The organism is Streptomyces coelicoflavus (genome assembly GCF_045041415.1).
In the GTDB taxonomy this organism is placed as follows: Bacteria; Actinomycetota; Actinomycetes; order Streptomycetales; family Streptomycetaceae; genus Streptomyces; species Streptomyces coelicoflavus.
Genome location: NZ_CP108218.1, coordinates 3,175,923 through 3,194,080, shown reverse-complemented (window position 1 = coordinate 3,194,080; position 18,158 = coordinate 3,175,923). Strand labels below are relative to the sequence as shown.

The following is an 18,158-nucleotide window of genomic DNA, read 5'->3' as shown; positions in this document are numbered from 1 at the left end:
CGTGCCTAGCGGATGTTCGGGTCGAAGGTGAAGATCACCAGCGTGCCCAGCAGGATGGTGAACACCGTGGCGGTGTAGAGCAGGCCCTTGAGCCACAGACGCGTGTTGGGGCGCTCCGCGTAGTCGTTGATGACCGTGCGCAGGCCGTTCGCGCCGTGCAGCATCGCGAGCCAGAGCATCAGGAGGTCCCAGACCTGCCAGAACGGCGAGGCCCAGCGGCCCGCCACGAAGGCGAAGCCGATCTTCGAGACGCCGCCGTCGAGCACCAGCTGGATCAGCAGGTGGCCGAGGACGAGCACGACCAGCACGACGCCGGACAGGCGCATGAACAGCCAGGCGACCATCTCGAAGTTGCCCCGGGTGGACTTCGGGGTCTTCTTCGTGCGGGCGCGGGGCGCCTCGATGAGCGGCGCCGGGTTGTCGGCCGAGTAGAGGGAGGCGCCCTCGACGGGGCCGATCCCGGAAGCGGGGGATTCAGTCGTGGACATTGGCGTCAGCTCCCGAACAGTTCACGAGCGGCGTGGCCGAGGACGGGGTAGATCGCCCCGAGCATCAGCACGACCCACAGGGCGACGACGGTCCAGAGCATCTGCTTCTGGTAGCGGGCGCCCTTGACCCAGAAGTCGACGGCGATGACACGCAGGCCGTTGAGCGCGTGGAAGAGGATGGCGGCGACGAGGCCGTACTCCAGCAGCGCGACGATCGGCGTCTTGTACGTGGCCACGACGGTGTCGTAGGCCTCGGGGGACACTCGCACGAGAGCGGTGTCCAGCACGTGAACGAACAGGAAGAAGAAGATGAGGACGCCGGTGACTCGGTGAGCCACCCAGGACCACATTCCTTCCCGGCCGCGGTACAGCGTTCCAGCCGGCACGGAAATTTCCTCCGGGAGCGGGGATTGGGGCCGCGCCGGCTTTCCTTGTCGGTCGGGCCCGGCCGGGTACGGTCCACCGGCCCCCAGCATGGTAGCGACGGTTGCCTGCGGCGCTTACGGGGGGCCTGCCGTTGTGATCAAACTTGCACTCAAAGGAGCAGTGGGTTTGAGCCGGGGGCGGCTACGGGGGTGGGGGTTTGTCCTTGATTGCCGGGTGCGGGCCGTCCGTGGCCGGTCGCGCAGTTCCCCGCGCCCCTCAGAGGGTGCTGGTCAGCCGCGTTCTTGCCAGTTGGCGGAGTTCCTCTGCCGCAACCAGGCGTTCTTCGTCCGGGTCGTTGTTCAAACGTGACCGGATGGCCGCCAGGGCGTGGTTCAGGGTCTCGTCCGGGGAGAGGCCGTCCAGGCAGATGACGAACACGTGTCCGAAGCGGGACTCGTAGGCCGCGTGGGCCGCGTTCAGGGCGGTGTGGGCCGCCGCGTACGTGTCCTCGGGGAGGGCGGGCAGCGTCTCCGCCGCCAGGGCCTCGGTCAGGTCGGCCGGGGAGAGGTCGTAGGCCGCCTCGTCCGCTGCCGCCAGGAGGGCGGGGAGGTCCGGGTAGGGGCGGTGGGCGGTGAGGCGGTGGGTCCAGGCGTGGCTGTGCAGGCAGGCGAGGAGGGTCTGGGCGGCCTCGGCGGCGGGGGCCGTGTTGAAGCGCTCCAGCGGGGTGGCCGTTGCCGGTGTGGCGCGTGTTTGCACCGGCACCGGTATGGCCACTCGGCGGGGGAGGTCTGGGAGACGGTGCGCAGGCAGCGTGGGTCCTCGGGTCCTCGTGGGCTTCACGTGTGTGTCGGCAGGGGATTGTGCGAAAGGTGTGGCGTCACGTTATCGAGTGACGGCAACACGTGTCCGTCCGATGCCCGAATTTCACCCGAACGGGAGAGTTTCAGAACATGTGGTGGACGCATGACGGCAACGGCGGCCCTAGGTTGGCGCTGTGAGCCAGCACGGAAGCCGGACACCGGCGCACAAGGTGAGACAGCGGGCCGTGATCGCCGGCGCGGTGGTCGCCGCGCTCGGCGTGGGAGTCGGGCTGTGGGCCACGGACGGCGACGGGGACGGGGGCGGCCGGGAGGGCTCGGCGGCCCGGTCCCCCTCCGACGAGGCGGCCGCGCCCAGCCCCAGTCGCTCCTACCCGCTGTCGAAGGAGCCGCGCACCATACCCGCCGTGCGCGAGCACACCGCCGCCCGCGGCCCCGGCTGGGAGCCCGGGAAGGACCATCGCGTCGTCGTCGCCGACGCTGGCCTCGCCGACGAGGGGAAGCAGATCGCCGGCGAGCTGGGGATGACGTACGCGGGCGAGAAGGACGACCGGCGCGCCGGGGACCTGCTGCTCGACGTCCAGGCCGACAAGGGCGCGAACCCGGAGTCGTACACCATGACGGTGCGCGACGGCCGGGTCACCGTCACCGGGCCCGCCGAGGCCGGCGTCTACTACGGCACCCGCACCCTGAAGCAGGAGGTGGCCGGCGGCGGCACCGCGCCGGAGGGCGTGGTGAAGGACGCGCCGGCCAAGCCGAAGCGCGGCTTCTCGCTCGACATCGCCCGCAAGCACTACACCGCCGACTGGATCAAGGACCGGATACGGGAGCTGGGCGACCTCAAGTTCAACGAGCTGGGCCTGCACTTCTCCGACGACCAGGCCTTCCGCATCGAGTCCGACTCGCACCCCGAGATCGTCTCGGACGACCATCTGACCAAGGCCGAGATGAAGGAGATCACCGATCTCGCCGCCTCGCGCCACATCACCGTCGTCCCCGAGATCGACTCGCCGGGCCACCTCGGCGCCGTGATCGCCGCCCACCCCGACCTGCAACTGCGCAACGCGCAGGGCACGCCCACCCGCGGCGCCATCGACATCTCCAAGCCGGAGGCCGCGAAGATCGTCGACGACCTGCTCGACGAGTACGCCGACCTCTTCCCCGGCTCCCAGTTCCACCTGGGCGCCGACGAGTACCAGGCGCTCGTGGTGCCGAACCCGGAGGCGTCCTACCCGACGCTGGCCGCCGCCGCCCGCAGGGCCTACGGCTCCGACGGCACCGTCGCCGACCTCACCACCGGCTGGCTCAACGGCCGCGCCAAGACGGTCATGGCCCACGACCGCACCCCGCGCGCCTGGAACGACGGCTTCTTCAAGGACACCTCCGTCGAGCCGCTCAAGGACATCAAGGTCGCCTACTGGACCGGCAAGGAGATCGGCGCCCGCCCGCCGACCGAGTACCTGAGGGAGGGCCGCCAGGTCCTCAACTACAACGACGAGTTCCTCTACTACGTCCTCGGCCAGCCGCAGACCTTCGTCTACCCGACCGGTGAGCGCATCTACGAGCAGTGGACTCCGCGCGTCCTGCGCGGCACCACCGCCGTCGACGCCAAGTACGACGACCAGATCCTCGGCGGCAGCTTCGCGGTCTGGGGCGACATCCCGAGCGCCCAGACCCAGGCCCAGGTCGCCGACGGCATCCGGCTCCCGCTGGCCGCGACGGTCCAGAAGCTGTGGGACGCCGGCAAGCCCGAGCTGTCCTGGGCGGACTTCAAGTCGCTCGCGGGCCGCCTCGACTGACGCCCCGCGTGCCGGACGCCTCCCGGTGCCGGCGCGCGGATTGCCCGATCCGGCTGCGAACGCCCGTACGGCTGTGGTGGTCTTTTGACCGAGCCGAACCGACACGCCGGGGGGATCCGGGACATGGGCTACTGGGGGTACTTCGTCGTCGGCCGCGCCGAGCGGCCGCTCGCGGAGCTGGAGGCGCTGGCGGGCGCCGCGGACATGACGTTGCGCCGGTCCGCGCCGGGCGGGTGGCAGGTCTGGGAGTTCCCGGGAGGTGACGGCGACGTCGGGAACATGAACGACCTGGCCGGGCAGACCGGCGCCCCCGCGCTGTTCGGGTACGTGATGGACAGCGACTGCGTGGTCCTGGAGGCGGCGGCGCCGGACAGCGGGGCGTGGACGACCTGTCTGGCGCGGACCGCCATGGCCGGGTACCTGGGCGCCGAGCGGGACGGGCTGACCCTGGAGGACTACTTCCTGGAGCCCCGCGACGCCGCCGAGCGCGCCGTCGCCTGGGCCGCGGAGGCGGGGTGCGCCGCGAGCGCCGGGGAGCTGGCCGAGGTGCTGTCGGACGATCCCGGTGCCGGTGCCGGTGCCGGTGCCGGTCCGGTGGCTGAAAACCTCTTCTTCCGGTTCCTCGACCGGCTGGGCGTCGTGCCCCTGTGACACTCCCGGCCCGTCGCACGCAGTAAGGGTCAGTGCGGGCTCCGTGGTGATGAGCGGGGCGAAGCGGCAGGAACAGGGAGGCACCCGATGAGCCTGGTGGAACTGATCGCGCGGGCCGACGCACGCGGACTCGCCGCGAGCGGGCTGGCTTGTTTGGACCGTTGCGTCCCTCTGCTGGACGGCGACGACGAGGCCCTCAGACCCCTGTGGGCGCTCCTCGCCGACGACGCCGACGACGCCTGCGGCGCGGCCGGGCGCGACTGGGCCGAGGGCCTGGCGCAGGTGCGGGACAAGCTCGCCGGACCGGACGCCGGCGACGAGGACGAGGCCGTGGTCCTGGCCCGCCGCATGCTCGAGGCCGCGCCGGCCGCGTGCACGGGACCGGCGCTGCGGACGTGGGCCGACGCCTGTTCCGTCGACTCGCTGAGGATCCACCGGCTCCTCGACCCCGTGGGGGACGCCGCCCGGGAGGCCGACGTCCCGCGCGACGGCGGCACGGAGGGGCTGCCGCCGCTCGTCGCCGCCGAACTGCGCCGCCAGACCGGCGTACTGGAACTGCTCGCCGATCGCGGCGTGGCCGGGCTGCGTCCTGCCCTGGAGGTCTCCACGGAGGGGCGCCGGGTGCTGCGCGCGGTGGTCTCCCGCCGGGCACGGGGACGGGCCTGACTCCCGGGCCCGGCGCCGGCGTTCTGTGACCGACGTGCGGGGGACGCGCGGTGGCGGTGCGGCGGACGTGGGGGAGGTGGGGCGGTCCTGCGCCGGTTGCGGAACGACCGGCTCCGGCGTGTGACGCAATCGCGTCCCGCGGCGCTTTAGCCCATGTGACGACTGTGACCAGCGGATTGACGAGCGGATCGACGGGCCCGCAGCAGACCCGCCCGGCGGCCGCCGCGAAACCGGTGCGGTGGGCGGCGGACGCGGTGGCCACGATGCGCGAGGGCGCACGGCTGCGCCTGGACTACTCGGCGCAGAGCCTGTGGCGCGTCGACCGGATGATCGACGGCATCCGGCACGAGGGGGCGCCGTACGCCGCCGTGGAGACGGCGCTGCGCGGACTCGGCGCGTACGCGGGCGAGGTGATCGTGCGTCAGGCGGGCGGCGAGTGGTGGACGAGCGGTGGGGACCACTGGGTCCGTACCCCGGACGGCCGCCTGTGGGACCCGGTGGACGAGGCCCGTCGCTGCTTCGCCGGGGACGGGTCGCTCCGGCTGCTGTGCCGGGACGCGACGGCGGGCCCGTGACGTCCGGCGGCGGCCACCGGGGATTCTCGCGGTCCCTGTGACACTTCCGTGCGCGCCGACGCTGATGACCTTGGGGGGCGGGCTCACCGGAGCGCGCTGAGGACTCGGTACGAACGAGGACGGTTCTTGGGCCAGCGAGGGGAACCCCGCCGCGTACAGGCGTACGACGGGGAACTGGGCGCGGCGGTCGCGCGGGCCCAGGACGGTGACGAGGCCGCCTTCGCGGTCGCCTTCCGGTTCGTGCAGCCGGGCCTGCTGGGCTACCTGCGCGGGCTGGTCGGGGACGACGCCGAGGACGTCGCGGCGGACGCGTGGCTGGAGATAGCCCGTGACCTGCGACGCTTCAAGGGCGACGGGGCCGGTTTCCGGGGCTGGACGGCGACGATCGCCCGGCACCGGGCCCTGGACCACCTGCGCCGGCAGAAGGTGCGGCCCCGGCCCACGGCACTGGAGCAGGACGTCCTGGACCTGCCCGGGCCGCACTCCACGCACGACCAGGCCCTGGAGACACTCTCCACGTGGAGCGCGCTGAACCTCGTCGCGGGCCTGCCCCGGGACCAGGCCGAGGCCGTCCTGCTGCGGGTCGTCGTCGGTCTGGACGGACCGTCCGCCGCCCGGGTGCTCGGGAAACGGCCGGGCGCGGTGCGCACGGCGACGTACCGGGGGCTGAAGCGGCTGGCCCGGCAGCTGGGCGCCGACGGTGTGACGGATGACGGTGCCGGCACGCTGGGGGAGTCGACATGAGGGACGCCGAGGACGGTGGCCCGGCGGAGCGAGCGGGAGCGGAGACGGGCATGGGCGCACGGCACGGGGAGGGCGACGGCCGCGACGCCGGCCCCCGGCCCGCTCCCGGCGACGCCCCCGGCACGGAGGCGCTGCTCGCCGCGGCGCTGCGCGGGCGGGACACCGACGCCGAGGGTGAGCGCCGCGCCGTCGCCGCCTTCCGGGCCGCACGGGACGCGGAACCGGGCAGGGCCGCGCGCACCCGGCGGCGCGACGACTGGCGGCCACGCACCGGGCGAGGTCCCCGGCGCTCGCTGAAGACCGCCCTCTCCGTCCTGCTCGCGAGTCTCACCCTGGGCGGCGTCGCCTACGCGGCCATGGGCGGGGGCGGCTCCACCGGCAACGACGGCGGCCCGGAGCGCACGCGGCCGCCCGCCGCCTCCGACGACGCCTCGGTCCGGCCGGTCGCCACCCCGCCGGCCGCCACGCGGGACCCCGGTACGCCGGACTCCGCGACCACCTCCCCGGGCGGCTCCACGTCCCCGGGTGTCTCCACGTCCCCCGGCGCCACCCCGCCGGACCACCCGGCCACCGGCCGGGACGCCGAGGTCCGGTGCCGCGCCTACGAGCGACTGGCGGGCCGCGGCAAGGCGCTGGAGGCCACGGCCTGGCAGCGGCTGGTCGAGGCGGCGGGCGGTGCGGAGCGCGTCGAGGTCTACTGCGCGGAGCTGCTCACCCGGCCGACCGAACCGGAACCGGGGGCCGGCACCGGGAGCGGCGGCGCGGGCGGGAACGGTACGCCCGGGACGGGCGGGACCGGCGCGGGAATCGGAGCCGACGGGACCGTCGGTGACGGAGGCGTCGACGTGGAGATCGGCGGCAGCGTCACGGCGCGGGTTCCGGACCAGGTCGGGCCGTAGCCCCCACCAGGGACGACCGGCGTGGCCAAGGCAACGGCCGGGGCCGCCACCCCCCACAGGAGAGGCCCCGGCCGTCGCGCGGCACGGGCCGCGCGACGGCCCGTACTCCCTACAGCGCCGCGACTGCGTTTTCTGTCACACCTCACCGCGTCACGGGTTAGTTGCATCTTGTACGGCAATGCGATGTGGACATGGACGAGTGGCGGTTTCACGACGTAACGTGCCATTCGCGCCGATGCAGCGCGGGGCTCGCTCCCGCGACGGTGTCGCGGGAGACCACCGCGACCACCGATGGGGAATCCACGACGGCGAGGACCACGTCCGCGAGCGCGGCGCCGTTCCGGGCGCAGAAAGGCTTCTCGGTGCTGGGGGACGACGCGGAGCTGACCACCGCGGTGCGTGCGGCACAGAGCGGGGACGAGACCGCGTTCCGGACCGTGTACCGCGCCGTGCATCCGCGACTGCTGGGATACGTGCGCACGCTCGTCGGCGATCACGACGCCGAGGACGTGGCGTCCGAGGCCTGGCTGCAAATCGCCCGCGATTTGGAACGGTTCGACGGCGACGCCGACCGGTTCCGCGGCTGGGCCGCCCGCATCGCCCGCAACCGCGCGCTCGACCACATCCGCATGCGCGGCCGCCGGCCGGTGATCGGCGGCGACGAGGCGGAGCTGACCGGCAAGCCCGCGGAGTCCGACACCGCGGGCGAGGCCATGGAGGCCCTGGCCACCGGCAGCACCCTCTCCCTCATCGCCCGGCTGCCCCAGGACCAGGCCGAGGCGGTCGTCCTGCGCGTGGTGATGGGCCTCGACGCCAAGAGCGCCGCCGAGACGCTGGGCAAGCGGCCCGGGGCCGTCCGCACGGCGGCGCACCGTGGTCTGAAGCGCCTGGCCGAACTGCTCGGCGGCGATCCGGAATCCGGTGGCGGACTCGACGCCCTGCCGCCGCAGCGAGAACCGCGCGACCGTGCGGTGACGTCCGCGAGTGTGACGCATACGCGTGCGCGGACGCAGAAGGACATGTGATGGCCGACGAGCAGGACGAGTGGCTGGACCGCGAAACGGCGGAGCTCTTGCTGCGCGGAGAGTCACTGGAGGATCTGGAGAGTACCGGCCCCGCGACCCGCGACCGGGCCGGACGGCTCGTCGCGGTCCTCGGCGCGCTCTCCGCGCCACCTGCGCCGGGCGACGGTGAACTCCCCGGCGAGGCAGCCGCGTTGGCCGCCTTCCGCAAGGTGCGCGCGGAGCGGGCCGACGCGTCGGCGACCGTATCCGCCGCGCTCGGGCACGGCTCCGCCCCCGGGCCCGCCGACGTCGGGCCGGTCCGCATCGGCCCGCGCGGCGACGGTCCCCGGCGGATGCGCTGGAACCGCCCCCTGCGCCTCGGGCTGGCCGCCGCGCTGACCGTCGGCATGGTGGGCGGTGTGGCGGTGGCGGCCGGAACCGGAGTGCTGCCGACGCCGTTCGACGGCGCCGAACCGGAACCCGCCGCCACCGTCTCGGCCGCCGCCTCCCCCGACCGCCCGTCCGCGCCGCCCTCGCCGCTGGAGGGCGGGCGGGGCGGGACGGATCCCGGCACCACCCCGGGCGCGCCCGGCGGGGACACCGGCCGGGAAGGCGGCGGGGGCCGGGACCGCGACACCGGCGACCGGGCGGCGGACGGCTCCGACGGACGGCACCCGGACCTCGCCGCGTCCTGCCGCAGGGCGCGCGCCGGCAAGCAGCTCGACGCCGTCCACCGGCGCGCGCTGAAGGAGGCCGCCGGGGGAGCGTCGCGGGTCGTGAAGTTCTGCGGCGACCTCCTCGCCGCGGGCGGCACCGGGGCCGGCGGCCGGGACGATCGTGGGCACGGCGGTTCCGGAGGGGCGGCCTACGAGGGCGAGCTCCGCAAGGGCGACGGCGACGGCCGGGGCGACCAGGACGACCAGGGTGGCAAGAACGGCAAGAACGGCAAGAACGGCAAGGGCGACAAAGGCGGCAACGGCAACGGCGGAAAGAAGGGCGACGGCGGCCAGGGCGGCCGCGGAAACCAGGACGACGACGGTGACGGTGACGGCGGCAGCGGCAACGGTGATGACGACGACGCCGACATAGCCCCGCCCTCCCACGGCCACCACCGCCCCCACGGTCCGCACGCCCCGTCGGCCCACGAGCCCCGGCCGCAGCGGACGCCCGTCCGCCCGTCGCCCGCCACGCACCCCGCAGATGCCACCTGACCTGGGCTTTCGTGGACGGTGAAGATTTTCCTCGCCGAGGGTGTGACACTTTCGGCCGCCGTGACGCAGTAATGAGTGAGCCGACTGGTCATCGGCTTTCGCACCGAGCCGGGGTTCCCCCCGTACCTACGGCTCGTGCACCTCGGCGCGGGCGGGACACGTTCCCCCGGTCCCGCCCGCGCCCCATTCACCGTCGGCGGTGTTCCGCCCCGCCGCCTCACCGGTACACGACGACCTTGTCGCCGTTCCTCACCTGCGCGTACAGATCCGCGATCGCCGCCTCGTCCCGCACGTTGACGCAGCCGTGCGAGGCACCCGCGTAACCGCGGGCCGCGAAGTCGGAGGAGTAGTGCACGGCCTGGCCGCCGCTGAAGAACATGGCGTACGGCATGGCCGAGTCGTAGAGCGTGGAGACGTGGTGGCGGGACTTCCAGTAGACCTGGAAGACGCCCTCCCGGGTCGGCGTGTGCTGCGAGCCGAAGCGCACGGACATCGTGGACACGGTCCGCCCGTCGATCATCCAGCGCAGCGTGCGGCTCGACTTGCTGACGCACAGCACCCGGCCGGTCGTGCAGCGCGGGTCGGGCGCGGCGGCGGGCTGGCCGCCCATCAGGTACAGGTCCCACTTGCCCGGCTCGTGCGACATCCCGAGCAGCCGCTGCCAGGTGACGGTGTCCGTCCGGCCGGTCCGCGGCAGCCCGCGCTTGCCCTGGAAGCCGCTGACCGCGCGCTCGGTCAGGTCGTCGTACGTCCCGGTCGGCCCGTCCACGAGCCACTCGACCTGACGCAGCCGGGCCTGCAGTTCACGGACGTCCCGGCCGCTGTCGCCCCGCTTCCACAGCACCCTGGCCGCCTTCGCCCCGGCGGCGGGCGCACGCGACGACTCGCGGCCCCGGGACGGCGCGTCCGACGGCTGCGGGTCCCCGGACGGCGTGCCCGACGACCGTCGGTCCCCGGACGGCGTGCTCTTCGGTGTGCTCTTCGGTGTGTTCTTCGGTGTGTTCTTCTGAGGCGCCCCGGTGGTGACGTCTATGCGCACCGGCGCGCGCCCCTTGCCGTCCGGCCCGGTGGTCTGCACGGTGCAGCCGCCCGCCACCAGCACGGCCCCCAGGGCGGCGGCGACCGCCCGTCCCGTGCTCCCCACGCCTGCCATCCGCATCACGGCCCCCCGTCGTCCCACGGTCCCGCACCGACGTCCCCTGAGTTGTTCCCCCGGATGACGCGCCGCGAACGGCACGGCATCGTTGTGACCGGGACCGCACCGAGGTTGTGAGGAAGGTCCCAGCGTGGGCCTCTCCACCGGGTGCACGCGCGCGGATACAGTCCGTCGAGGTGCCGGTCCGTACCGGCGGGTAAAAGACGGGTAGTTCGAGCAGTACGAACATGTGCTCAGCGGGAGGCATCACACCATGACGCGCGAGTCCGAGTCCGGGCTGCCCATCGAACCGGTCTACGGGCCCGACGCCCTGGCGGACTGGGACGCGGCCGAGAAGCTGGGCGAGCCCGGGACGTACCCCTTCACCCGGGGCGTGTACCCGTCGATGTACACCGGCCGGCCGTGGACGATGCGCCAGTACGCCGGTTTCGGCACGGCGACCGAGTCCAACGCCCGCTACAAGCAGCTGATCGCCAACGGCACGATGGGCCTGTCGGTCGCCTTCGACCTGCCCACCCAGATGGGCCACGACTCCGACGCCCCGATCGCCAGCGGCGAGGTCGGCAAGGTCGGCGTCGCCATCGACTCCATCGACGACATGCGCGTGCTGTTCGGCGGCATCCCGCTGGACAAGGTCTCCACGTCGATGACGATCAACGCCCCGGCCTCCCTGCTGCTCCTGCTCTACCAACTCGTCGCCGAGGAGCAGGGCGTGAGCGCCGACAAGCTCACCGGCACGATCCAGAACGACGTGCTGAAGGAGTACATCGCGCGCGGGACGTACATCTTCCCGCCCAAGCCCTCGCTGCGGCTGATCGCCGACATCTTCAAGTACTGCAAGGCCGAGATCCCGAAGTGGAACACCATCTCGATCTCCGGCTACCACATGGCCGAGGCCGGTGCCTCGCCCGCGCAGGAGATCGCGTTCACCCTCGCGGACGGCATCGAGTACGTGCGCACGGCGGTCGCGGCCGGCATGGACGTCGACGACTTCGCGCCCCGCCTGTCCTTCTTCTTCGTGGCCCGTACGACGATCCTGGAGGAGGTCGCCAAGTTCCGCGCGGCCCGCCGGATCTGGGCGCGGGTGATGAAGGAGGAGTTCGGCGCCAAGAACCCCAAGTCGCTGATGCTGCGCTTCCACACCCAGACCGCCGGTGTGCAGCTGACCGCCCAGCAGCCCGAGGTGAACCTGGTCCGCGTCGCCGTGCAGGGGCTGGGCGCGGTCCTCGGCGGCACGCAGTCCCTGCACACCAACTCCTTCGACGAGGCCATCGCGCTGCCCACCGACAAGTCGGCCCGCCTCGCCCTGCGCACCCAGCAGGTCCTCGCCTACGAGACGGACGTGACGGCGACCGTCGACCCCTTCGCCGGCTCCTACGTCGTCGAGAGGATGACCGACGACGTCGAGGCGGCGGCTCTGGAGCTGATGGGCAAGGTCGAGGACCTCGGCGGCGCGGTCAACGCCATCGAGCACGGCTTCCAGAAGAGCGAGATCGAGCGCTCCGCCTACCGCATCGCCCAGGAGACCGACTCCGGCGAGCGGGTCGTGGTCGGCGTCAACCGCTACCAGCTCGACGAGGAGGAGCCCTACGAGCCGCTCCGCGTCGACCCCGCCATCGAGGCCCAGCAGGCCGACCGTCTGGCCGGGCTCCGCGCGGAGCGCGACCAGGCGGCGGTGGACTCGGCCCTCGCGGCCCTGAAGAAGGCCGCCGAGGGCGAGGACAACGTCCTGTACCCGATGAAGGACGCCCTGCGCGCCCGCGCCACGGTGGGCGAGGTGTGCAACGCGCTGCGGGAGGTCTGGGGAACGTACGTGCCCTCGGACGCCTTCTGAGGAACCGGAGGAACCGGTTCGGGCCTCAGGCGCCCAGCCCGAACCGGCCCAGGTAGGCGTCGAGTCCCTCCGGCGTGTCGCCGGCCCACCCGACGTACCCGTCCGGCCGTACGAGGAACAGCCCCGCCCCGTACGCCCCGTGCGCGCCCCCGCGTACCACCGGTACCTCCTGCCCCACCGCACCGTCGGGCAGGCCGACGCCCAGCGCCAGCAGGGTCCAGTGCGGGCCCCGGAAGGCGTCGAAGAGCCGGACCCCGTCCACCGTGCCGTCGGGCGCGCGGTCCCCGGCCCGTATCGCGTCCTCGCCCACGGTGCCCCGGGTCTCCTCCGTCAGCGACGAGTCCCGGTACCCGATGCCGAGCTGCCGGGTCGCCCCGCCGCGCCGCACCTCGCCGCGGTGGACGGCGGTCGACAGGTCGAGCATCTGCGCGGCGATCGGGCGCCGTTCCTCCTCGTAGCTGTCCAGCAGCCCGGCCGGGGCGCCGCCCGTCAGCACCGCGCCCAGCTTCCAGCCCAGGTTGTAGGCGTCCTGGACGCTGGTGTTCAGCCCCTGGCCGCCCGCGGGCGAGTGCACGTGCGCCGCGTCGCCGGCGAGGAAGACCCGGCCCGAGCGGAAGCGGTCGGCCAGCGCCGCCCGCGGCCGGAAGTCGGAGACCCAGCGGACCTCGGTCACGTCCTCGGCGGCGATGTGCGAGCGCTCGGCGACGACCTTGCGGACGCCGTCCGGGGAGGTGTCCACGGCCGCGCCCTCCTCGAAGCGCGCCATCACCTGGAAGTCCTCGGTGCCGGCCAGTGGGCAGACCATGAGGAGGTCGTCGCCCTCGCGCGGCGGGAAGATGTGCCAGTTGTCGCGGTCCAGGCCGCTGATCCGGACGTCCGCCACCAGCGTCGGGTTCGGGTCGACGTCCTCGCCGGTCATGCCGATGCCCAGCGCGCGACGCACCGCCGACCGGCCGCCGTCCGCCGCGACCAGGTAGCGGGCGCGCACCGTCCCGCCCGAGGCGAGGCGCGCGGTCACGCCCGCTTCGTCCTGCTCGACACCGGCGACCTCGTGGTGGAAGGCGATCTTCCCGCCCAGCTCCGCGAGCCGCGCCGCCAGGATCTCCTGCGTGCGCCACTGCGGCACCATCCACGACCGGTTGTACGGCGAGTCCTCGCTCGGCTCGGCCGGCTCGAACATCTGGTGCTGGACGACCCGCTCGCCGTTCTGCCAGACCATGCCGACCGGGTAGGTGCCGCCCACGGCGTGGACCGCGTCGACGACGCCGAGGTCGTCGAAGACCTCCATCGTGCGGGGCTGGAAGCCCTTGCCCCGCGAGCCGGGGAACAGCTGCCCGGCGGACTCCAGGACCAGCGCGTCCACCCCGCGCCGGGCGAGGTCGACACCGAGGGCGAGACCGGTGGGGCCCGCGCCGACGATCAGTACATCCGTGTCGAGGACATGCGTGTCCAAGGCGTGCGCATCCATGACATTCACGGCAACTCTCCTTAACGACGTTAAGCTGTGTCCGTGTCCGAGGATGGCCCTAACGCCGTTAAGGTGTCAAGCGTGAGTACGGAACGACGCGCCCCCCTCGACCGCCGACGGGTCGCGGACACGGCGCTGAAGCTGCTGAACGAGGTCGGTCTGGACGGCCTGACCCTGCGCACCATCGCCAGGGAGCTGGACGTCAAGGCGCCCGCCCTGTACTGGCACTTCAAGGACAAGCAGGCCCTGCTCGACGAGATGGCCACCGAGATGTACCGGCGGATGGTCGCCGGGACGCCCCTCGACCCGGCCGACACCTGGCGGGAGCGGCTGCTCAAGGCCAACCGCGGCCTGCGCGCGTCCCTGCTCGCCTACCGCGACGGGGCCAAGGTCTTCAGCGGCTCACGCTTCACCGGCGCGGTGCACGCCGAGTACATGGAGGGCACGCTGCGGTTGTTCACCGCCGCCGGATTCACCCTCGCGCAGGCGGTGCGGGCGACCACGACGACGTACATGTTCACGCTCGGCTTCGTCACCGAGGAGCAGGGCGTCGAGCCCCTGCCCGGCGAGCGCCGGGAGGGCTTCGACGTGGCGGAGCGCGCCCGCCTGCTGGCCGACTACCCTCTGACGGCCGCGGCGGGCGCGGAGATCTTCACGGACTACGACCGGCACTTCGAGGAGTCGCTGGCCCTGGTGGTCGAGGGCGTCGCGGCGACCTACGGCCTCGGCTGAGCCGCCCCCGACGCCTTGCCCGCCCCGCCCGCCTTCGCCCGCCGCGCCGCCCGGTACCGGCGCACCGCCCGCGTGGCGAGCGGCGGCAGCAGGTCCAGGGCGAGCCGCCGGGTGCGCTCCCGCGGGGTCGCCCCGCGCGTCGCACGGACCGCGCGGGCCGCCGGGCGGGCCTGCCCTGCCTGCCCCGGCACCGGCTTGGCGTCCGGCCGGCCCGCGCTCCCCGCCGGGGCGGGCGCCGGGTGCCGCGAGGCCGGCAGCGAGGGCGGTCGCAGCCGCTTGCCCTTGGCGCGGGTCCGCACCAGCCGGTGCCCGGCGGCCTGCTCCACGGTCACGGAGATGTCGTCGCGCCCGCGCAGCGCCGCGAGCAGCTCGTCCCGGACGGGCTCCGGGTCGCCCCAGGTGCCGTACAGCTTCTGGCTGCTCAGGCAGACCGGGCGCAGTCCGCGGTTGAGCACCGCCTCCCAGGCCGCGACGGCGACGCCCGGGGTGTGCTCGCTGCGGAAGTCGTCCAGGACGACGATGCCGTCGGGTCCCAGCAGCTCCTTCGCCGCGCCGATGTCGCCCTCGACGTGCTCGTACAGGTGCGAGGCGTCGATGTGGACGAAGCGGCAGCTGCCCGGCGCGACCTCGTCGACGACCGCCGAACTGGGCGCCTGGATGATCGTGGGCAGGGTGTCGTGGAAGGAGAGGTAGTTCCGCTCGAAGGCCTGGCGGGTGAGGGAGGAGTACGACTTCGCCGCCTCCGCCCGGTTGGCCGCGTCCGGCGGCTCGGCGCCGAACAGGTCGCAGACGGTGAGCGTCTCGCCGTCCCGCAGCCGGTGCCCGAGCAGGATCGCGCTCTTGCCCAGGTAGGCGCCCAGTTCCAGCAGGTCGCCGCGGGTGTCCAGCCGTTCCTGCCGCTCCAGGAACCAGGAGAACAGCACCTGGTCGAGCGGCCAGAACCAGCCGGGGACGTCGTTCAGCTCACCGGGGTACTCGTGCGTCTCTTGCGCAGTGGCCATGAGGGGAGGATGCCCCCTCGGCTCCGGAAAAGGAGGGGGCACGCGCGATCCGACGGTCAGAAAATCGCACGAATCGCTCAATGTGTCCGGGTCGGCACCCTGCGCAGTCGGCTCACCAACCCGCAGATCACGAAGAAGATCCGCACCCCGAGGCAGCCGTAGGAAAACAGGGTGTGCGGCGTCGGGGCCTGGCGGGCCGGTGAACTGCCCCAGGCGTCGGCCACCGCCCCGCCGCGTCCGCCGTAGTGGCACGCCGCCACCATCGGCGCGGCCGAACAGCCGCAGCCCGTCCAGGGCACGCGGCCGCCCGCACGACCGCCTCGGTCACTCGCTCCGCTCCTTCGGCGGTGCCGCTCGTCCCCCGGTGCTCAGGCCGCCCGCAGGAAGGCGGAGTGGGCCGCCTTGCCCAGGTAGGTGAAGCGGGTGTCGTCCTTCAGGTGCTCGTCGAGGGCCTCCTTGATGCCCGGCCAGCTCGGGTCCCCGAAGTCGTCCAGGACGACGACCGCGCCGGGCGCGGCGATCTCCTCGGCCCACTGGAGGTCCTGGCGCACCCCCTTCGCCGAGTGGTCGCCGTCGACGACGATCACGCCGTAGGAGCGGTCGGAGACGGCCGCACGGGTGTCGGGGTCCTCGGAGAACCCCTGCTGGACGCGGGCCGCGACGCCGGCCGGACCGGCCAGGGCGAGATTGGTGCGCACGGCGTCCTCGGCCACCGGGGTGCCCGTCGGGTCGGGGCGCACCGTGGTGCCGGGCTGGAGCTGGACGCCGGCGAACGGGTCCACGATGGTCAGGCTCGGGTGGCGGCCGTCGCGCTCCATCATCCGGATCAGCCCGGTGGAGAACATGCCGTACAGCGTGCCTATCTCCAGGATCTCGTCGTTCGGCGGGTCGAGCAGCGGGATGGTGCCGAGCTTGCCGCAGATGTTCATGGTGCCGCCCGCCACCCGGCCCACGCCCAGCGACTCCAGCGCGATCAGGAGGCGGTAGGCGGTGGCCACGTTGCGCTCCGCCGCGCCGCGGTCCCCGGCCAGGGCCGCCACCTCGCGGTGGAGACGCTCCAGGGAGCCCTGGGCCACCGTCCGCGACAGCCCGCGCCCCTGCGCGCCGACGAGCAGTTCGAAGGTGAGCCGCTGCTTCTCGATCGCGTCGGTGTCCGGTACCGGCCGCCGGGCGGCGGCCGCGCGGATCCGTCGCTCGATGCGCTGATCGATGAGATCGGCCACCGGACGCAGCAGGCGCCGGGAGGCCGAACTGCGAAGCAGAGTACGGCTGTTCATGGGTCAACGACCTCGATCCGTCACAGAGGTGAACGTGGGTACGTGGAACGCCAGTGGGGTGGGTGGGGCCAGATTAGGGATGTGCCTCACCGGAAGAGGAGCTCTCGAACGGACCAGGGAAGGAACTTCTGCGGAACACCGGATGGCCGGACCGTGGAGGACCCCGGAGTTCACCGGAAGGCCATCCACAGGTGGCCGATGTTCATCCCGCGCCGCTTTCGGCGCCCACGGCGTTCTCATAGCCTGCGTCGACGTGCCCGGCGCGCACCCGCGGTCGCGGGGGCGCACGACGCGGGCACCCCCGATCCTCGGGCCCGGCCCCAGCGCCCGGCCCGCGCCTCCACCCCGGGAGTGACCACCCATCGCCGCCGAGCCCCTGACCGCCGAGCCCCTGCGCACCCCCGGCCCCGCCGACGCGGGGACACCGGCCCCGCGCCCCCGGGGCGAGCACCGGTACGACATCGACCTCGTCCGGGTCCTGGCCTCGGTCGGCGTCATCGTCTGCCACGCCGCGGGCGAACTCATGAAGGCCGTGGACCGCACCCCCTCGGGGGGCGGTCCCGTCTACTGGACCGCGCTCGCGGGGGACGCGCTGAGCCGGTGTGCCGTACCGCTGTTCTTCGCGATCGCCGGCTGGGTCGTGCTCAGCGGTGCGCCGCCCCGCGACGGTGCGCAGATCCGGAAACGGCTCACTCGCATCGTCGTGCCGCTGGCCGTGTGGACCGCCGTCTACCTGCTGTGGGACCGGGTCCGGGACGCCAACACCGACCCCACCCGCGACCTCGCCTGGAACGCCGTGTTCGGCTCCGTGCGGCCCGCCTTCCACCTCTGGTACCTGTACGCCTACGTCCCGGTGATCCTGCTGCTGTCGGTGGCCGTCCTGGTCAGGAACGGCAAGCGGCCCTGGGGCGCGGGCGCCGCGCTGCTCGGTCTGGCGCTCGCCCCGACCCTCCTCGGCGACCTGGGGCGCCTCCTCGACGTCCGCGTACCGCCCTTCGCCTGGCAGTTCGGCGCCTACCAGATCGCGTACGCCGTCGCCGGGGCCGTGCTGCTGTCGCTGCCGGGGTCCTCGGTCGCCGGCCGACGGCGGCGCCTGCTGTGGCTGGCCGGCGGGCTGTGCGCGTGGGCCGCGGTCGCCGTCTACGAGCACCGGGTGCACTTCCCGAGTCCGTACGCCTCCGTCGTGGTGGCGCTGCTGGCGGGGACGCTGCTGATGGCCCTCAACCGGATCAGGGTGCCCGAGCGGTTCCGGCCGCTCCTCGGCCGGCTCTCCGGCGCCTCGTTCGGCGCCTACCTGGTCCACCTGCTGTTCCTGGAGGCCCTTGCCCCGCGCGTGGTCTCGGCGGGCGCGGGCCGGCCGGCCGCCGTGGGCGGGCTCGTGGGGCTCACCGCGGCCACCGTCCTGCTGTCCTTCGCCGCCGCCCTGCTGTGGACCCGGCTGAAGCTGGCCCGCTGGCTCGGCTGACCGG

The 18,158-nt window shown here is 73.5% G+C and carries 17 protein-coding genes and 2 pseudogenes; 11 read left to right on the top strand and 8 right to left on the bottom strand.

Annotation, left to right across the window (positions count from 1 at the left end; all coding sequences use genetic code 11):
• Nucleotides 1-5: 5 nt before the first annotated feature.
• The 3 genes and pseudogenes from OHA99_RS13970 to OHA99_RS13960 form a co-directional block, all read right to left on the bottom strand.
• Nucleotides 6-488, bottom strand: a complete 483-nt coding sequence (locus tag OHA99_RS13970) for a succinate dehydrogenase hydrophobic membrane anchor subunit (protein WP_007444154.1) — start codon at nt 486-488, stop codon at nt 6-8.
• Between the two features lie 5 nt (nt 489-493).
• Complete coding sequence (sdhC, locus tag OHA99_RS13965) at nt 494-874, bottom strand: succinate dehydrogenase, cytochrome b556 subunit (RefSeq protein ID WP_003974113.1); 381 nt, start codon at nt 872-874, stop codon at nt 494-496.
• A gap of 149 nt (nt 875-1,023) precedes the next feature.
• Nucleotides 1,024-1,664, bottom strand: a pseudogene (locus tag OHA99_RS13960) (2-oxo-4-hydroxy-4-carboxy-5-ureidoimidazoline decarboxylase).
• A 235-nt stretch (nt 1,665-1,899) separates the two neighbouring features.
• On the opposite strand from OHA99_RS13960, the gene OHA99_RS13955 reads away from it, so the two are divergent.
• The 8 genes from OHA99_RS13955 (at nt 1,900) to OHA99_RS13920 (ending at nt 9,221) form a co-directional block, all read left to right on the top strand.
• A complete protein-coding gene (locus tag OHA99_RS13955; protein WP_405698947.1) occupies nt 1,900-3,471 on the top strand; it encodes a beta-N-acetylhexosaminidase in 1,572 nt (523 codons plus the stop codon).
• Between the two features lie 123 nt (nt 3,472-3,594).
• Nucleotides 3,595-4,122 carry a hypothetical protein gene (locus OHA99_RS13950; RefSeq protein ID WP_405695983.1) on the top strand — a complete coding sequence of 176 codons (528 nt, stop codon included), beginning with the start codon at nt 3,595-3,597 and terminating at the stop codon, nt 4,120-4,122.
• An 87-nt stretch (nt 4,123-4,209) separates the two neighbouring features.
• Entirely contained in the window at nt 4,210-4,788 is a 579-nt protein-coding gene (locus OHA99_RS13945; RefSeq protein WP_405695981.1) for a hypothetical protein, read from the top strand.
• Nucleotides 4,789-4,952: 164 nt separating this feature from the next.
• Nucleotides 4,953-5,363: a hypothetical protein gene (locus OHA99_RS13940; RefSeq protein ID WP_179232325.1), complete on the top strand. Its 411-nt coding sequence runs from the start codon at nt 4,953-4,955 to the stop codon at nt 5,361-5,363.
• 126 nt (nt 5,364-5,489) lie between these two features.
• Nucleotides 5,490-6,107, top strand: coding sequence for an RNA polymerase sigma factor (locus tag OHA99_RS13935; protein WP_405695978.1), 618 nt, complete (start codon nt 5,490-5,492; stop codon nt 6,105-6,107).
• Entirely contained in the window at nt 6,104-7,006 is a 903-nt protein-coding gene (locus OHA99_RS13930) for a hypothetical protein (RefSeq protein ID WP_405695977.1), read from the top strand. Before OHA99_RS13935 ends, OHA99_RS13930 begins: the two co-directional genes overlap by 4 nt.
• Before the next feature lie 362 nt (nt 7,007-7,368).
• Nucleotides 7,369-8,031, top strand: a complete 663-nt coding sequence (locus OHA99_RS13925; RefSeq protein WP_087789755.1) for an RNA polymerase sigma factor — start codon at nt 7,369-7,371, stop codon at nt 8,029-8,031.
• Complete coding sequence (locus OHA99_RS13920; protein WP_405695975.1) at nt 8,031-9,221, top strand: hypothetical protein; 1,191 nt, start codon at nt 8,031-8,033, stop codon at nt 9,219-9,221. The genes OHA99_RS13925 and OHA99_RS13920 overlap by 1 nt, the downstream gene beginning before the upstream one ends.
• 217 nt (nt 9,222-9,438) lie before the next feature.
• On the opposite strand, the gene OHA99_RS13915 is transcribed toward OHA99_RS13920, so the two are convergent.
• Nucleotides 9,439-10,380, bottom strand: coding sequence for a L,D-transpeptidase family protein (locus OHA99_RS13915; RefSeq protein WP_405695973.1), 942 nt, complete (start codon nt 10,378-10,380; stop codon nt 9,439-9,441).
• 250 nt (nt 10,381-10,630) lie between these two features.
• Between OHA99_RS13915 and OHA99_RS13910 the strand changes: the two genes are divergently transcribed.
• The gene (locus OHA99_RS13910; RefSeq protein WP_164383486.1) at nt 10,631-12,211 is read left to right on the top strand and encodes a methylmalonyl-CoA mutase; all 1,581 of its coding nucleotides are present in this window, start codon (nt 10,631-10,633) and stop codon (nt 12,209-12,211) included.
• Nucleotides 12,212-12,236: 25 nt separating this feature from the next.
• Here the strand turns inward: OHA99_RS13910 and OHA99_RS13905 are convergent, their stop codons facing one another.
• Nucleotides 12,237-13,679: an FAD-dependent oxidoreductase gene (locus OHA99_RS13905; protein WP_405698946.1), complete on the bottom strand. Its 1,443-nt coding sequence runs from the start codon at nt 13,677-13,679 to the stop codon at nt 12,237-12,239.
• A gap of 81 nt (nt 13,680-13,760) precedes the next feature.
• Here OHA99_RS13905 and OHA99_RS13900 point away from each other — a divergent pair, with 81 nt between their 5' ends.
• Nucleotides 13,761-14,411 (top strand): TetR/AcrR family transcriptional regulator, encoded by a 651-nt coding sequence (locus OHA99_RS13900; protein ID WP_153178276.1) that lies wholly within the window; start codon nt 13,761-13,763, stop codon nt 14,409-14,411.
• Here OHA99_RS13900 and OHA99_RS13895 read toward each other — a convergent pair.
• From OHA99_RS13895 to OHA99_RS13885, 3 genes and pseudogenes are all read right to left on the bottom strand, one after another.
• On the bottom strand, nt 14,396-15,412 hold the full coding sequence (locus OHA99_RS13895) for a class I SAM-dependent methyltransferase (protein WP_153178275.1): 1,017 nt from the start codon (nt 15,410-15,412) through the stop codon (nt 14,396-14,398). The genes OHA99_RS13900 and OHA99_RS13895 overlap by 16 nt on opposite strands.
• Nucleotides 15,413-15,525: 113 nt before the next feature.
• Nucleotides 15,526-15,718, bottom strand: a pseudogene (locus tag OHA99_RS13890) (acyltransferase); the annotation flags it as partial.
• Between the two features lie 62 nt (nt 15,719-15,780).
• Nucleotides 15,781-16,689, bottom strand: coding sequence for a class I SAM-dependent methyltransferase (locus OHA99_RS13885; protein ID WP_405695970.1), 909 nt, complete (start codon nt 16,687-16,689; stop codon nt 15,781-15,783).
• A 361-nt stretch (nt 16,690-17,050) separates the two neighbouring features.
• Here OHA99_RS13885 and OHA99_RS13880 point away from each other — a divergent pair, with 361 nt between their 5' ends.
• Nucleotides 17,051-18,154 (top strand): acyltransferase, encoded by a 1,104-nt coding sequence (locus tag OHA99_RS13880; RefSeq protein ID WP_405698945.1) that lies wholly within the window; start codon nt 17,051-17,053, stop codon nt 18,152-18,154.
• The last annotated feature ends 4 nt before the right edge of the window (nt 18,155-18,158 follow it).

Excerpts from the sequence above, each read along its gene's own strand:
- OHA99_RS13970 (WP_007444154.1), bottom strand. The coding sequence starts at position 488 with ATGTCCACGACTGAATCCCCCGCTTCCGGGATCGGCCCCGTCGAGGGC.
- OHA99_RS13950 (WP_405695983.1), top strand. The coding sequence starts at position 3,595 with ATGGGCTACTGGGGGTACTTCGTCGTCGGCCGCGCCGAGCGGCCGCTC.
- OHA99_RS13945 (WP_405695981.1), top strand. The coding sequence starts at position 4,210 with ATGAGCCTGGTGGAACTGATCGCGCGGGCCGACGCACGCGGACTCGCC.
- OHA99_RS13930 (WP_405695977.1), top strand. The coding sequence starts at position 6,104 with ATGAGGGACGCCGAGGACGGTGGCCCGGCGGAGCGAGCGGGAGCGGAG.
- OHA99_RS13920 (WP_405695975.1), top strand. The coding sequence starts at position 8,031 with ATGGCCGACGAGCAGGACGAGTGGCTGGACCGCGAAACGGCGGAGCTC.
- OHA99_RS13915 (WP_405695973.1), bottom strand. The coding sequence starts at position 10,380 with ATGCGGATGGCAGGCGTGGGGAGCACGGGACGGGCGGTCGCCGCCGCC.
- OHA99_RS13910 (WP_164383486.1), top strand. The coding sequence starts at position 10,631 with ATGACGCGCGAGTCCGAGTCCGGGCTGCCCATCGAACCGGTCTACGGG.
- OHA99_RS13905 (WP_405698946.1), bottom strand. The coding sequence starts at position 13,679 with ATGGATGCGCACGCCTTGGACACGCATGTCCTCGACACGGATGTACTG.
- OHA99_RS13895 (WP_153178275.1), bottom strand. The coding sequence starts at position 15,412 with ATGGCCACTGCGCAAGAGACGCACGAGTACCCCGGTGAGCTGAACGAC.
- OHA99_RS13885 (WP_405695970.1), bottom strand. The coding sequence starts at position 16,689 with ATGAACAGCCGTACTCTGCTTCGCAGTTCGGCCTCCCGGCGCCTGCTG.